General features: G+C 58.8%; 17 protein-coding genes and 1 pseudogene. 6 read left to right on the plus strand and 12 right to left on the minus strand.

The window, feature by feature from the left end:
- On the minus strand, positions 1 to 104 hold a 104-nt coding region (locus FHT76_RS31040), incomplete at its 3' end, for an ArdC-like ssDNA-binding domain-containing protein (protein WP_183864432.1).
- Positions 105 to 1,139: 1,035 nt separating this feature from the next.
- Here FHT76_RS31040 and FHT76_RS31045 point away from each other — a divergent pair.
- Positions 1,140 to 1,322, plus strand: coding sequence for a hypothetical protein (locus FHT76_RS31045; protein WP_183757294.1), 183 nt, complete (start codon positions 1,140 to 1,142; stop codon positions 1,320 to 1,322).
- 90 nt (positions 1,323 to 1,412) lie between these two features.
- On the opposite strand, the pseudogene FHT76_RS31050 reads toward FHT76_RS31045, so the two are convergent.
- The 9 genes and pseudogenes from FHT76_RS31050 to FHT76_RS31090 all read right to left on the minus strand — a co-directional run.
- Positions 1,413 to 1,613 (minus strand): annotated as a pseudogene (locus FHT76_RS31050) (DUF2945 domain-containing protein); the annotation flags it as partial.
- A gap of 87 nt (positions 1,614 to 1,700) precedes the next feature.
- The gene (locus FHT76_RS31055; RefSeq protein ID WP_259186184.1) at positions 1,701 to 1,889 is read right to left on the minus strand and encodes a DUF2171 domain-containing protein; all 189 of its coding nucleotides are present in this window, start codon (positions 1,887 to 1,889) and stop codon (positions 1,701 to 1,703) included.
- 166 nt (positions 1,890 to 2,055) lie between these two features.
- A complete protein-coding gene (locus FHT76_RS31060; RefSeq protein ID WP_259186185.1) occupies positions 2,056 to 2,502 on the minus strand; it encodes a hypothetical protein in 447 nt (148 codons plus the stop codon).
- A 13-nt stretch (positions 2,503 to 2,515) separates the two neighbouring features.
- The gene (locus tag FHT76_RS31065) at positions 2,516 to 3,391 is read right to left on the minus strand and encodes a hypothetical protein (RefSeq protein WP_259186186.1); all 876 of its coding nucleotides are present in this window, start codon (positions 3,389 to 3,391) and stop codon (positions 2,516 to 2,518) included.
- The gene (locus FHT76_RS31070) at positions 3,388 to 3,639 is read right to left on the minus strand and encodes a hypothetical protein (RefSeq protein ID WP_259186188.1); all 252 of its coding nucleotides are present in this window, start codon (positions 3,637 to 3,639) and stop codon (positions 3,388 to 3,390) included. Before FHT76_RS31070 ends, FHT76_RS31065 begins: the two co-directional genes overlap by 4 nt.
- Before the next feature lie 819 nt (positions 3,640 to 4,458).
- Positions 4,459 to 4,596, minus strand: coding sequence for an entericidin (locus tag FHT76_RS31075; RefSeq protein WP_259186208.1), 138 nt, complete (start codon positions 4,594 to 4,596; stop codon positions 4,459 to 4,461).
- A 432-nt stretch (positions 4,597 to 5,028) separates the two neighbouring features.
- On the minus strand, positions 5,029 to 6,015 hold the full coding sequence (locus tag FHT76_RS31080) for an alpha/beta hydrolase (RefSeq protein WP_246712745.1): 987 nt from the start codon (positions 6,013 to 6,015) through the stop codon (positions 5,029 to 5,031).
- A gap of 210 nt (positions 6,016 to 6,225) precedes the next feature.
- Positions 6,226 to 7,056, minus strand: coding sequence for an endonuclease/exonuclease/phosphatase family protein (locus tag FHT76_RS31085; RefSeq protein ID WP_183757297.1), 831 nt, complete (start codon positions 7,054 to 7,056; stop codon positions 6,226 to 6,228).
- Between the two features lie 93 nt (positions 7,057 to 7,149).
- Positions 7,150 to 8,613 (minus strand): phosphatidylserine/phosphatidylglycerophosphate/cardiolipin synthase family protein, encoded by a 1,464-nt coding sequence (locus tag FHT76_RS31090; RefSeq protein WP_259130966.1) that lies wholly within the window; start codon positions 8,611 to 8,613, stop codon positions 7,150 to 7,152.
- Positions 8,614 to 8,860: 247 nt separating this feature from the next.
- On the opposite strand from FHT76_RS31090, the gene FHT76_RS31095 reads away from it, so the two are divergent.
- The 5 genes from FHT76_RS31095 (at position 8,861) to FHT76_RS31115 (ending at position 11,679) form a co-directional block, all read left to right on the plus strand.
- A complete protein-coding gene (locus FHT76_RS31095; protein WP_183757299.1) occupies positions 8,861 to 9,124 on the plus strand; it encodes a DUF2934 domain-containing protein in 264 nt (87 codons plus the stop codon).
- 312 nt (positions 9,125 to 9,436) lie between these two features.
- Entirely contained in the window at positions 9,437 to 9,607 is a 171-nt protein-coding gene (locus tag FHT76_RS31100; RefSeq protein WP_183757300.1) for a hypothetical protein, read from the plus strand.
- Positions 9,608 to 9,710: 103 nt separating this feature from the next.
- The gene (locus FHT76_RS31105; protein WP_183864436.1) at positions 9,711 to 10,025 is read left to right on the plus strand and encodes a plasmid stabilization protein; all 315 of its coding nucleotides are present in this window, start codon (positions 9,711 to 9,713) and stop codon (positions 10,023 to 10,025) included.
- A 36-nt stretch (positions 10,026 to 10,061) separates the two neighbouring features.
- A complete protein-coding gene (locus FHT76_RS31110; RefSeq protein WP_183757302.1) occupies positions 10,062 to 10,793 on the plus strand; it encodes a glutathione S-transferase in 732 nt (243 codons plus the stop codon).
- 91 nt (positions 10,794 to 10,884) lie between these two features.
- Positions 10,885 to 11,679 carry an SDR family NAD(P)-dependent oxidoreductase gene (locus FHT76_RS31115; protein WP_259186191.1) on the plus strand — a complete coding sequence of 265 codons (795 nt, stop codon included), beginning with the start codon at positions 10,885 to 10,887 and terminating at the stop codon, positions 11,677 to 11,679.
- Between the two features lie 61 nt (positions 11,680 to 11,740).
- Here the strand turns inward: FHT76_RS31115 and pcaF are convergent, their stop codons facing one another.
- Together pcaF and FHT76_RS31125 are read right to left on the minus strand one after the other, a co-directional pair.
- Positions 11,741 to 12,946: a 3-oxoadipyl-CoA thiolase gene (pcaF, locus tag FHT76_RS31120; RefSeq protein ID WP_183757304.1), complete on the minus strand. Its 1,206-nt coding sequence runs from the start codon at positions 12,944 to 12,946 to the stop codon at positions 11,741 to 11,743.
- Entirely contained in the window at positions 12,947 to 13,729 is a 783-nt protein-coding gene (locus tag FHT76_RS31125) for a CoA-transferase subunit beta (protein WP_183757305.1), read from the minus strand.
- Positions 13,730 to 13,735 lie beyond the last annotated feature (6 nt).

Consider the following 13,735-nt stretch of genomic DNA (forward strand, 5'->3'; position numbering starts at 1 on the left):
CAGGGCTGGATCCAGGGTCGCACGCCCTGTTCGAGCTCGGCGATGATCTTGTCGGTGATGCGGCTGTATAGATCGGATCGTTGGTGAATGGGCTGTCTGCTCATGTTGGAGCCTCCGTTTGAAGTCGCGACCATCGCGACCTGCTACGGAGGTCCGACAGCCGGGCTCGCAAGCGCTGATCCGCACCCGAAGGGCCGAAACGAAGGTGGAGGACGGCAAAGCTGTTGCGGGACTGCGCGGGGCCTGGCAGGACCAACAGCCGGGGCAGGACGCGAGGCGCGGCCATGACCGGAGGAGAGGTACAGGAAGGGCCTCACGAAGGCCGACCCTCAGGAACGGCAGACTGACAGCAGCGCATTCGAGAGGACGGCGGGAGCATCGCTATCGCCGGACCGTAATCCGAAGACGAGGGATTTGCCTGCGGCTGTCAGAGCGGAAGGACGATGCATGCCTGCATTCAGCCCTGATTGCCAGGAGGCGACAGGTTTGGCACGCTCAAGCTTTGGGTCTCACCAGATGAACTGCTGTTGACCGGTCACTGAAGACAGTGCGCAAGTCTATCAAATGACTGGAACAAACAATTTCTGACAGCGTAATGCCTATCGAGGCACCGCCTCCTCACGTCGAAAATCTGCAAGAATCGTCAAGGAAAGGATTCCGCCGTGCCTTTGACTGCCAGAGTTTCAGACGTTGCCGCAGCGGTGCGCGCCGGGTGGTCTGCCGAAGAAGCTATCGACGCGATTGATCGCCTTCGCGCCGAAGATATCAGACATTGGTCTCGCTCACTCCTCTCCAGTTGGGTGACTCGGCACATCGCGAGGGGTTTTTGTTCGGCGCGCTGATGGTGCAATTCTGCGGCCACGGGATCGGACGTGATCGTCGTGGCAGAAGCCGTAGTGTACGACCCTAACGCTTCGACGCTGATCGCGCTGCTAGTCGCGAAACACTGACAATCGCCGAAAACGGCCCGTGATCTATCGGACAGTTCAAATATAGCGGTGAACAAGGAACCGAGGGGCTGGCAAGAATCGACAACTCATCAGTACAACTGAAGTCAGATTGGAGACGGACCTAAGTCCTAGGGCGGGAACGCTCCATGAGAACGCACGTTGAGTTTCCGTAGCAACGGAAAGAGCGACATGAGTGACAAAAATCAAGCCTTCCCTTCGCCGGCTATTTTGAATGCCTCGGTACTTGCTCTTGTCGCAGTACTTGCAGTGATGCTCTACGTCTTTGGGGTTGTCATGTCGGGCGACACCACGCAGTTGACCGGGAGTGTCCGCGGCGCAGATATCATTGACACGAGAGACGTACCGAAGTGACTTTGTCCAAGGCTGCGGGGCTGCCCTTCTGACGCGTGGCGGTTTGTTGAGAAATGATGGAGACCGAAGATGGACGGGTGTGCAGCCGTCTTTGTGTAGCTGCCGGAGCTTATGTGCTGCGCGCTTGCCGGACTTTTGGCTCTCGACGATGAATTCAGGATTTAACGGCGAAGGCTTGAGGTCGTGATCCTTGATCGTCGTGGGCAACGTTTGCTTCTTGATGACCTTTCCCTTTGTCTTTCCCTGGCTTGTTCCAGGTGATGTGTCACCTTTTTTGAGGTTCCCGCTCATATGAATTCCCTCGGGCGGCAGAGCCGCTTAGGCGGCTCTCGCGTCTCCCTTTAGTTGATCGTTGACCATGGCTGCGGACATTGGCGTTCATCGACAGATGAACAAGGGCGTCGATACGGTCGCCCGGTCCAAGGGAATGAAGTGATGGTTTCCATCTGTAGGGCGCCCTTCGTCAGTGATGCGGGATGGGCCGTCCATATATTCGACGGTGCCGACATGCGAGCCGTCCGCAGGTATGACTTTTATGCGTTCACGAACCTGCTCTGCGGAAATCATGGTTCCTCCTACTGCATTGCCAATCCCAACGCTGACAGAAGGCGCAAGTTCCTGATGAGGATCCGCGTATCGACGGCCTTCGTGTGCCTCGAAGCTCAATCTCGGAAGCTGAATTTCAAAGGGTAGTTCACGCTCGCCAGTCGGGTTCAGATACAGGGCCGATCATTCACCGCGAAAGCCGTTGCGCGGCATCCGGACCAAACACTTGGGGCGGACAGGCGGAGGAGACAGCGATTGCGCGAATTTGAAGATCGGGCTCAACGAACCCAAAATAGCGTACGACCCGCCGGCGATAGTTTTCAAATCTGGTGCGCAGGACCGGCTGTTGAGCGTAGAACCGGCCATCATAGGCGTATGTGAGATGATCATCGGTGCCCTTAGTCTGCTCGGCGACAATGGTCTGGGACCAGCCTTCCGGAGCGACGGTTGTAAATCGCACCTGGCATGCGCCACTTGTTGCCGACGTCCAAATTGTGGCTGAACGAGCATCCGTGGAATTTACGGTCAGGCCACGCTCTTCCAGATAGGAAATAACCCCGTCGTCGCCGGGAGGAGCACTGTTTGTTTGTTTCAGGCTCAAACCCTTGCCGCCAAGGCTTGCGGCAAGCAGCATGGGAAAAGCGATACTAGCGGTTATAAGGCGCATCTTGGCCGATCCTGTGGTAGCCGATGGAGACGATGGCAAACAGCGTAAGACAGCCAGCGACCGTCGCCCCGACTGGACCGTGTAAGAGATCGAATTGCTGAGGGTAGATACCGATCAGGCCAATGCGCGTCAGGTTGATTGCGACAACGGCAATCAAGCTCGTTGCGGTCCAGGCCAGCGTGGAAGCTGACCACACGCCACTGCGAAGGTTGACGAAAACCGTTGCACTCACGGCGGCAAGCGACAGGTTGGCCATCGATGAGCAGCCGGGAGCAATGAACATGGAACCGGAACCATCGGAAAACGCAACGACGTTGCCGGTCGCCGCAGTGCCGATCAGCCAGCCGACAAGCTGTGCATCAATGTGGAGGATGGTGTCGTTGAACGCAGCAAAGATGAGACGCGCCCAGAACAAGGGAATCGTAAGCGCAAAAACCAATGCTGCTGACCGACGCATGATCATGTCGGACGCTGTTGAACGCAATTGGATAGCGATCAGGCAAAGGCCTAACCAGCTCATTGCCGGGACCGGCGAGAGGAAAGTCAGACCGGCCAGCAGACCGATTGCGTAGTCGCCGCGTCGGAGTGGGTTTCCAGGGGCGCGAACAAGGGCTATCAAAGCAACAGCGCAGGCTCCCCAAAGAATGACGCTGATGTCAAACGTCAGAGACGCGGCCGTAGCGAGCCCATTGTCGGCCACTGACCGATAAGCCTTTTCGCTGATACCGTTCAGAAATCCGATCGAAACAAGGGCGGCGAAGAAGTACTGCCTAGAAATCAGTGCACGAGAGGCCTGTGGATGTGTATTGGGAGCGCCCGAGGCGTTGAGCAGAATATCTACAGCCGCGCGGCTCATTTCGGCTGCTTTTTCACCCTGCTTTGCCGTGCGCGCCGCGCGAACCAAAGATAGCCACCGGCCAGGGCAAGCGACGTCAAACCGACGCCGGCGACCGGTCCGGGAGCGCCGAACGTCTTTCCTCCACCGCCCTGTTGGTTCTGACCCTGACTGTTGCCGTCCCCATTGCCCGCCGAGGCAGAAAACGCAAGAACTGTCGTGAGAAGGATCGCCGCGAACACGGGTTGAACTGGCTTCATGAAATACATGGTTCGGACCTCTTCTGCAGTATTGTTTGACTATATCACCCTCACTCCAGACCATCGATCTGGCCTTGTGACGTAATCCTGCTATCCAAGAGAAGGAGGTGCCTCGGAAAACCGTAGCAGCTGAAGTCGATGGCAACTGGACTGAACCTGGCGTTCACGAGTGTATCGCGGAAGAAAACGCGGTGCGGCCAGCTCGATTCGAGACGAACCATTCGAAAGCACAACGCAAACGACAGAAAATCTCGGCGATGTCATGAAATAGATCGCATGGCGGAAGAGCCGGCCTATTACCACCAATGGCGTAACGCGATATCGATCCCTGCAATTTTCAACGCCCGGATCGGTCAGACATCGAAGGAACCTCGGTGGCGCTAACGGCGGCTACTCGAGAGCCATGATGCGCAGCGGCATGTGCCCGCGCTGTCGAGTTCTCACAGGCCCGCGCCACCTGTGACCGGGCAACCGGTCACTCTTTTTAGTCTGATCCTAGTGCCGTGGTGGCTAACGATGATGCTGCAAGATCGCTTGCGAAGTGTGAGGCGGTGATTTTACGGAACCTGACGTCGCTGGCGCTGGAGGCGGCCACGATCCCCTCTCCGAAATGATCAGGTCCGAAATAAGCTGGACCATCGGGGCCGCCGATATCGGCTGTCCCGCCAAGCTAGCGATGCCACCGGACACGCTTTGCCAGAGCTGCCGTGTATCTTTGGTGATGCACGACACGCTGGCGCGGCAACGAAACTCGGACCCGACTCTATCAAAATCGGTAGACATGTCGCATATCGGGTTCGGTGCTCCAGCCGCCTAATTGAAAGACGGTTACCTCTTGGCGCCAGCCGACAACACCTGGTGTGATGCGTCGTCGAGCGCGTGGCTTGTTTGGACTCCATCTTGTTTCAAGCCGTACGCGGTGTTGGCGCACCCGGCCAGGGCGAGGAAAGCGATGCAAATCGCGATGGTGGCTTAGGTGTAGTTGGCTCTTTCAGGAGGTCGGCGACCGTCCGGCCCGTCGCCAGAGCAGTGCGTTTTTCACAGTTGCCGCGGCACGTTGGCGCCTTCCTTCGTTGCCGCAACGGCGCTCTCTAATTTAGGCAAGGCTGTTTGCAGGGCTCATTGGTGACGGTCAGATGGATTTGGGGATTTGTTTCCCGATTGTTCAGCACTCAAAACCCGTGGGGACGCCCAGGCTAGTCTCGAAAGCAGGATCTTAAAAAACGATGCTATTTGCCGACCTGCGTGAAAGTCGTCCGATTTATGCATCTGCATTCGCATGGTCGCAGCGTGTAGATAGAAGCGGCCTGCGTACCCGTGCGAGAGCGAATTCTATCGGCCGCGTAGGACTTTTGAAAAAACTGATGGAGTTTACGAGAAGCCTGAGCCCGCTGCCTATTACTTGGGCTTGTCCGCGAAATGCTCGATCGCATAGTCTGCGATCTGTTGGTTCGATTTCCTTGCGTCATCGAGCAGGGAGGGGAATAACTGCCACTGATGAACCATGCCTGGCCAGATCTCCGTCCTGACGTCCACGCCGGCCGTCTTCGCTCTGTCAGCTAGACGCAAGGTATCGTCCAGAAGGGCGTCACCAGATCCAACCTGCAACAAAAGTGGGGGAAATCCCGTCATGTCCGCATATAGCGGCGATATAAGGGGATCGCTGGGTGAGCGGGTGCCGAGATAGGCGTTCCGGATCAATGTAAGTTGATCTTTGCCGATGAGTGGATCGGTATTGTTTGCTGCCAAGGACGCAGCTGTGGCCACGAGATCGGTGATCGGGCTCATCGCAACCACTGCAGCGGGTAGCTGTCCGCTCACCCGCATTTGCCGCAGCGTGGCTTCGATCGCAAGATTTCCGCCGGCGGAATCGCCGACGATGACGATGTTGCCGCTCTCATAGCCGGAATCGAGAAGCCATCTGTAAGCACTAAGTGCGTCGTCGATCTGGGCGGGATAAGGGCTATCGGGCGCGAGGCGATAGTCGACCAGAAGAACGTCCGCTGAAGCCGCCTTCGCGAGCGACCCAGCGATCGCACGGTGTGTGCGCAATGAACCGCTATAGAAGCCGCCACCGTGAAGATAGAGGATGGCGCGCCGCCCGAGCGGATGATGCAGCCTTGCTGGCCAGATAAGCTGTGCATCGACACCGCCGACATCTACCGATCTGATTTGCACTCGTGTTGGCTCGGGGGTGGATTCCATGAGATCTTCGAAGGCCCGACGGCGGTCGCGAAGACTGTCGGCGTCAGCGTAGTATTTCTTGATGGTGTCGACGAGCTTGCGGACCTGTTCCTTGGATCCCTCAGTCTGTGGAGTTGGACCCGCGGCCATCGCTGCGCTTGATGAGATCCCGACGATCAGACATGCGGCTAGCCACGTCATCAAGGTAATTTTTGAAATCGGTGCCAAGCGCCTCGAGGCGTCTTTGTCCTGCGAACCCCCGGCCAATTGCAGCACCATCCAGCTCCCTATCAAAGCTATCTCGAGATGGGCAGAGCCTGCCACGGCATCAGGCAGTGTCAAGTCATCGCAGAGGTAAAGGGGATGGCTCGTTCCGGCACGACGAGTTTGCGAACGGGCTCAGGAAGGTGCTCAACCTTTCGCGGTGAGCTCCTCAACACGTTTGAGATTGACCACGGCCTTGATGGGCAGATGATCTGAAGCGACCCGAGCAAGCGGCGTATCATGCGCCTCGACGGCTGTCACAACACCCCTTCGGTTTGCCATGATCCGATCAAGTGCCAGGACCGGAAGTCGCGCGGGAAAGCTCGGCACGGCCGTCGGCTGTGGTCCGAAGGCCGACTGAAATGTGTGCAGCGACGATCGGTCGCCAAGCCGCCATTCGTTGAGATCGCCGAGCAGGATGGTTGGGACCTCTCTTTTGTCGGCCATCAGCTGGACAAGCGTCTTGGCCTGCTGGGCCCGCGAGTGGCGTAGCAGGCCGAAATGCGCCGCGATGATCCGCAAGGCTCCGCCGTTTTCCAGATCGAGTTCGGCAACAAGGGCACCGCGCGGCTCCAGCCCCGGCAGGTTGATCTGGTGGACATCCCGCACCAATCCCCTCTTGAAGAGAACGACGTTGCCATGCCAGCCGTGAGCCTTGGCCATACCGCTGATGGGGACCGGTATCAGTCCTGTTTCCCGCTCAAGCCGGCCAAGATCCAGGATACCTGTCCTCTCACCAAACCGGGTATCTGCTTCTTGCAACGCGATGACGTCGGCATCGATTTCGTGGATCACGCGGCTGGTGCGCTCGGGGTCGAAACGACGGTCGTTTCCGATGCACTTGTGGACGTTGTAGGAGGCAATCAGCGTGCCATCGGACCGGGGTTTCTGCTCCAGATGCGCTGCATCGAGCCGCTTTTTTCGATTGCGGATCGAGGCAAGAATATTGGCGGGCAGACTGTCGTTTCTGGCATGCATCGGAGTTTCGCATGGGCTCCGTTGATCGAAGGACTCTGTCGGGATTATAGGCCCGGCACCTCAAGTTGCCACCGTTTTCACCCCAGAAATTTGCTACAAATATGGCGAGCCCAGCCAAAGCACCTTCTCAAGCAGCCGGACCAGGAACGGGCGTGATCGCAGTCCCTCCAGCGTCACTGGAGACGCCGATTTGATGGCCTCATCGATGTGCTCATCGATCTCGTTGGCAAAGCCTTCGTTCAGCACCTCGAGGTCGATCTCGAAATTCAATCGCAGCGATCTCGGGTCGAGGTTCGAGGATCCGACATAGGACCAGACCCCGTCGATCGACAGAAGCTTGGAGTGGCTGAATGCTCCGCTCGAGCGCCAGATCCGGCAATAGCTGCTGAGGATCTGGTCGAACTGTGCCGTCATTGCCCGGTCGACAAGGACGAGGTTGTTGACCGAGGGAACCACGATGTCGACCTCCACGCCGCGCCGCGCCGCAGTCGCCAGCGCGCTGATCAGTTCCCGGTCTGGCAGGAAGTAGGGAGACATGATGCGGATCGATTTTCGGGCGATCGAGAAGGCGCCCATCAGCATCTTGTGGTTCGTCTCGACGCTTCTGTCAGGACCCGATGCCACCACCCGCATGAAGACCGGGTCGCCCGGGTTTCTCTCAGGCATTGCGGTGCGCCACGCTTGCCCCTCAAGGATTTCGCCCGTCGTGAAGCGCCAGTCTTCGGCTGCGACGTTGAAGAGATCGGCGACAACAGGTCCGGTTACGCTGAAATGGGTGTCGCGGGCGAAATCGTCCCCCGTCATTTCGCGGGTGAACCCGGCCCGTATGTTCATGCCCCCTGTCAAGGCGATACGCCCATCGACGATCAGGATCTTGCGGTGAGTGCGCAGGTTCGCATAGGGCAGGCGCAAGCCCATGATCACGTTGCCATTGAATACCGAGACGGTCACGCCGCCATCGGCAAGGTAGCCGAGGATGCTTGGCACGGAATAGCGGGCGCCTACGGCATCGATCAGGACGCGGACCTCCACGCCGCGCCTGACGGCGGCGATGAGCGCGTCGGCAATCCTCAATCCGATCGGGTCGCGATCAAAAATATAGGTCTCCAGAAGAATGCTTCGCTCCGCAGCCTCCATCGCGGTTTTCATGGCTGCATAGCAATCGTCGCCCGTCTCGAGCATGTCGATCGTGTTGCCAGTCGCGAGTGGAATACGGGCAACCCTGTCGCCGAGCGTCTGCAGGGCAGCAAAACGACGCCCGAAGCCGCTGATGACGATCTCGGTATCGGCGTCGAAGCTCTCCAGTTCGTCGAGGTCCGCTTCCGGGATGAGCGCATCACGCCGGAGGCTGAGCGACGCCCGTCGGATCCGGTTAATACCGGCGATGGCGTAGAGAACAGCGCCAACGATTGGCGAAAGGATGATGACGCCGACCCAGCCGATTGCGGCCCTGACCTCCTCCTTGGTCATTGCGGCATGGATCGCTGCCGCTGCACCCATGGCCAGCGAAACAATGAATAGAATATGAGGCCAGTAGGTCGATATGAGATAAAACATTGAGCTGAACTATAACGCTTAAGCGGCAACGTTCAATCCGGCGCCAATGGGGAGATTTACGGCTCGGGGCGGCGACCAAATGTTGGTGGATCCGGTTACAGCATGGTCAAATAGCCGGCCTGATGCTGCAATGCGCAATTTCTTTTTGCAGTGTGTCAAAAAAAGCTTGAAACATTCGTCGTGGTCTGGAACTTTGAATATTAGGATCTAGTTACGCAACGGGCTTTACCCTGACTGGAGATCGGCGATGACGGAAACTCGGGACGAGTGGATCAGAAAGCGCGCCTATGCGCTTTGGGAAGAGGAAGGGCACCCCGCGGGGCGAGAAGTCGCTCATTGGGAACAGGCCCGGTCAGAGCGGCTTTCGCTCGAAGGATCGGCGGCTTCGGTCGACGGCAAGGAGGTCAAGACGCGCAAGCGCACGGTCTCCCCCCCAAAAACGGCTCCAGCCACCCGCAGTGTCACAAAGCCCGCGACAACGAAAAAGGCTGCCAACGGTAAATCGGCCTAACCCTTTGACTTCAGATAGAGAAGGCGTCATGCGTGACGCCTTCGTCACATGATTGCATTGCTTCTGCTCTATTGATTTTTCGGGGAGGCGCGCGCAGCGCCTTTTGAGGGAAAGACCACAGATGAGTGCGTACTGTTCCGACCTCGCAAAAAATCTGCTGAGGCAGCCTTCCGCGATGGAACCAAAATCCAGTTCCGCTGTTCATAGCGGCAACTGGAGTATTCGCCATGAGCAGAAGCTATTTCGACGTTATCCTCCTTTCCCTCGCCGTAGCGAGTTGCTACCTCCTCGTGGCGCCCATGTGAGGCCGAGATGACCGCACTCATCGTGGCAACTATCGCCTATCTCGCGTTGGCTCTTGTCCTTGTTTATGCGATCGACAACATGGTCGCGCTGTTCTTCCCCGCGACGCGTTCCGCTCCATTCGGGCTCATCACCCTCAGCAAGATGATCGCTGTTTCCCGCAAATATTATCGCAAGTAGCCTGCTACCCCGGGAAGGGGCGTCGGTTTGACGACCCCAGCAAATGACTGGAACTTTTCGTGTGCCAGCAAGTTGCCTGTTCGTTCAAGACATGGAGGCAATCATGCCACAAGGCGACAAATCCGCTTACACGGACAAGCAAAAGCGCAAGGCCGAGCATATCGAGGAAGGCTACGAGGACCGCGGCGTCTCCACCAAGGAAGCCGAACGTCGGGCCTGGGCGACTGTTAACAAGGAAAGCGGTGGCGGCAACAAATCGGGATCCGGTCGCGGCAAGAAGGATACCCACGAGTCATCCGAGAAGGGTGGACGCAAGGGGGGCGCCGCCTCCGCATCGCGGTCGGCAGCTGAGCGCTCCGCATCCGCGAAAAAGGCAGCCGCAACGCGCAAGCGCAACGAGCACCATTCGCATCACTGATTGATCCAGACTGGAATGGCTACCGGGAGGGGATCGATGGCCTATGAACTTTACTACTGGGACGGAATTCAAGGACGGGGCGAGTTCGTTCGCCTGGCGCTGGAAGAAGCCGGCGTCGATTATGTCGATGTTGCACGCCAGTCCGGCCGGGGCATGGGCACAGGCGCCATGCTGGAACTGATGAAGAGCAAGAGCGAGCCGCACATTCCGTTCGCGCCCCCGTTCCTAAGGGATGGCGACCTGATCGTCTCGCATGTCGCCAACATTCTCTTCTATCTCGGCCCGAAGCTTGGCCTTGTCCCTGACAATGAAACGTTGCGTTACATTGTGAACGGCCTGCAGCTCACGATCACCGATCTCGTGGCGGAAGTGCATGATACCCACCACCCGATCGCGACCTCACTCTATTATGAAGATCAGAAGGATGCGGCAAAAGCCCGCACGAAAGCCTTCATCGGCGAACGGATTCCAAAGTTCCTCGGGTATTTCGAACAGGTGCTGCAACAGAATCCCGGGGGATCGCGCTACATTGTTGGCGATGCATTGAGTTATGTCGACCTGTCTCTGTTCCAGGTGATCGAGGGTCTTCGCTATGCCTTCCCAAAGGCGATGAAGGCTCAAGACGGTGACTATCCCGGCCTGATTGCCTTGCACGACGCCGTCGCCGTCCGCCCCAAGATTGCCGCCTACCTGGGCTCAAAGCGAAGGCTTGCCTTCAATGAGGATGGGATCTTCCGGCACTACCCTGAGCTCGACACGACACCGTAACAGGATCGGCATTGCTCCGGTCAGCCTCCGGCTGTTAAGCTCGTCCCCACTCGCCAAATCAATCCCTTCATGTTCGGAGGCTATCGCTGCCATGGCAAACCTTGCTCAATTGCTTGCATCCATCAAGATCCCGGACCTCGCCGGCAGGGCCGTGCTGATCACCGGTGCGTCGACCGGCATAGGTGCTGCGCTTTCGCGCGCCTTTGCCGCCCAGGAGATGAAGGTTGGCATTCATTACAACGCAAGCCGGGAACCGGCCGAAGCGCTCGCGGAGGAAATCCGGGCGACTGGCGGCACGGTGCACCTCGTGCACGGCGACGTGTCGAAAGAGGGCGAAACGGAGCGCGTTGTCGAGGAGACCGCGAGGACCTTCGGCCATCTCGATGGGCTGGTGAACAATGCCGGCGGTATGCTCGGCCGCAAACCAACCTCCGAGTATACCGACGAACACTATGAGAAAGTCATGGATCTGAATGCCCGTTCGGTTCTCGCCGCGACACGCGCGGCCCACCCGTGGCTGAAGAAGCAGGGTGGCTTCATTATCAACACGACTTCGATCGCGGCACGCAACGGCGGTGGCAATGGCGCGGTGCTCTATGCCGCATCAAAGGGCTTCGTTTCGACCATTACCCGCGGACAGGCCAAGGAATTCGTCCCGGATCGCATTCGCGTCAATGCCGTCGCTCCTGGGGTTATCGCTACCCCCTTTCACGAGCGATACACCAATGACGAACAGATGGAGTTGCAGCGGAAGTCGATACCGATGGGCTTCGTTGGGGCGCCGGAGGACTGCGTCGGCGCTTACCTCTTCCTCGCATCGCCAACACTGTCAGGCTACGTGACGGGCCAGATCATCGAGGTCAACGGTGGCCAGCTGATGCCTTGATGCGGCACTGAGGATTTGGTGACCGGCGCCTGTTCGACGCCGGTTCCCGGTTTCGATGGGCTTAGACGCGCTCGAGAGCGATCGCAATGCCTTGGCCGACGCCGATGCACATTGTGGACAGCGAGTAGCGTCCGCCGGTTTCCTTGAGTTCCAGCGCGGCAGTGCCGGTAATGCGCGCACCGGTCATGCCGAGCGGATGGCCGAGAGCGATCGCCCCGCCATTGCGGTTCACACGAGGATCATCATCGGCAATCCCCAGTTCCCGGAGCACGGCAAGGCCTTGCGACGCGAAGGCTTCGTTGAGTTCGATGACGTCGAACTGGTCCTGCTTCATGTGAAGACGGGCCATCAACTTCTGGGATGCAGGCACAGGACCAATGCCCATGATGCGCGGTGGGACGCCGGCGGCGGCTCCCCCGAGAATTCGTGCGATCGGTCTCAGTCCGTATCTTTTCGCGGCAGCCTCGCTGGCGATCAAGAGAGCGGCGGCGCCGTCATTAACGCCGGAGCTGTTTCCTGCAGTGACCGTTCCGCCTTCCTTTCTGAAGGGCGTGGAGAGTTTCGCGAGTGCCTCCATCGTGGTTGCCCGCGGATGCTCGTCCTTGCCGACGACAATGGGATCGCCCTTGCGCTGCGGGATGGTCAAGGAGGTGATTTCTGTTGCGAGCCGACCGCTGGCCTGTGCGGCGGCGGCCTTGGCCTGGCTGCGGACAGCGAAGGTGTCCTGGTCTTCGCGCGAGACTTTGTAGTCGGCAGCGACATTCTCGCCGGTCTCCGGCATGGAATCGACGCCATATTGCTGTTTCATCAGCGGATTGACGAAACGCCAGCCAATCGTCGTGTCATAGATCTCGGCGTTGCGTGAGAAAGCCGTCTCAGCCTTCGGCATGACGAACGGCGCGCGCGACATGCTTTCGACGCCTCCAGCAATCATGAGGTCTGCCTCGCCGGCGCGGATCGCCCGGGCGGCGGCGATTACAGCGTCCATGCCCGAGCCGCAGAGCCGGTTGATGGTGGTCCCTGACACGGACATGGGAAGGCCTGAGAGCAATATCGACATGCGGGCGACATTGCGGTTGTCCTCACCCGCCTGGTTGGCACACCCGAAAATCACGTCGTCAACCGCTTCCCAGTCGACGTCCCGGTTGCGCTCGGTGAGTGCCTTCAGTGGCGCCGCCCCGAGATCGTCGGCGCGAACCGATGACAGGGAGCCGCCGAAGCGGCCGATTGGCGTCCTGATGTAGTCACAAATGAAAGCGTCAGCCATTTATGCGGCCTCCTTGTTGCCCTGGTGGGCCTTCTTGGTACGTGTATTGATGTCGCGGAGCGTTGCGAGTTCCGTCTCTGTCGGCACAGGCGTTTCGATTACCTGATCTGCGAAGCGGATTGCCCAGCCGCAATTGTCGGTGATCTGTTCGCGAGTGACGCCGTGATGGATAGAGACGACGGTGAGCTCCCTCGTCACCGGATCCGGCTCGAGGATGCAGAGATCGGTAATGACCCGGGTCGGTCCTTTTGTCTTCATCCCCAGACGCTCGCGGTGATTGCCGCCCTCGCCATGGCCCATGGAGGTGATGAAGGGGAGCTTCTCGACGAAACCACGCTTGGAAAGCGCCATGGTGATGAATATCTGCCCGCAATTGCTGGCAATTTCGGGTGCGCCACCGCCGCCTGGCAACCGGACCTTCGGATGATCGTAGGGACCGACAACAGTGGTGTTCAGATTGGCGAACCTGTCGATCTGCGCGCCGCCGAGAAAGCCTGTCGTGATGCGGCCGCCCTGCAGCCAGTAGCGAAACATCTCCGGCACGGAGACGGTAAACAGCGCGGTGTCGCAGAGCTCGCCATCGCCGATCGAAAGCGGCAAAACGTCGGGCTTGGTGCCAACCGTGCCGCTCTCGTAGATCAAGGTGATGTCAGGGGCATGCGTCAGGCGGGCGACATTGCAGGCGGCGGACGGCGCGCCGATGCCTACAAAGCATACGTCGTCGTTTGTGAGCGCGCGGGCTGCGGCAATGGTCATCATCTCAGTGGGGGTAAAGTCACTCATCCCGGG

It is taken from the genome of Rhizobium sp. BK176, assembly GCF_024808055.1.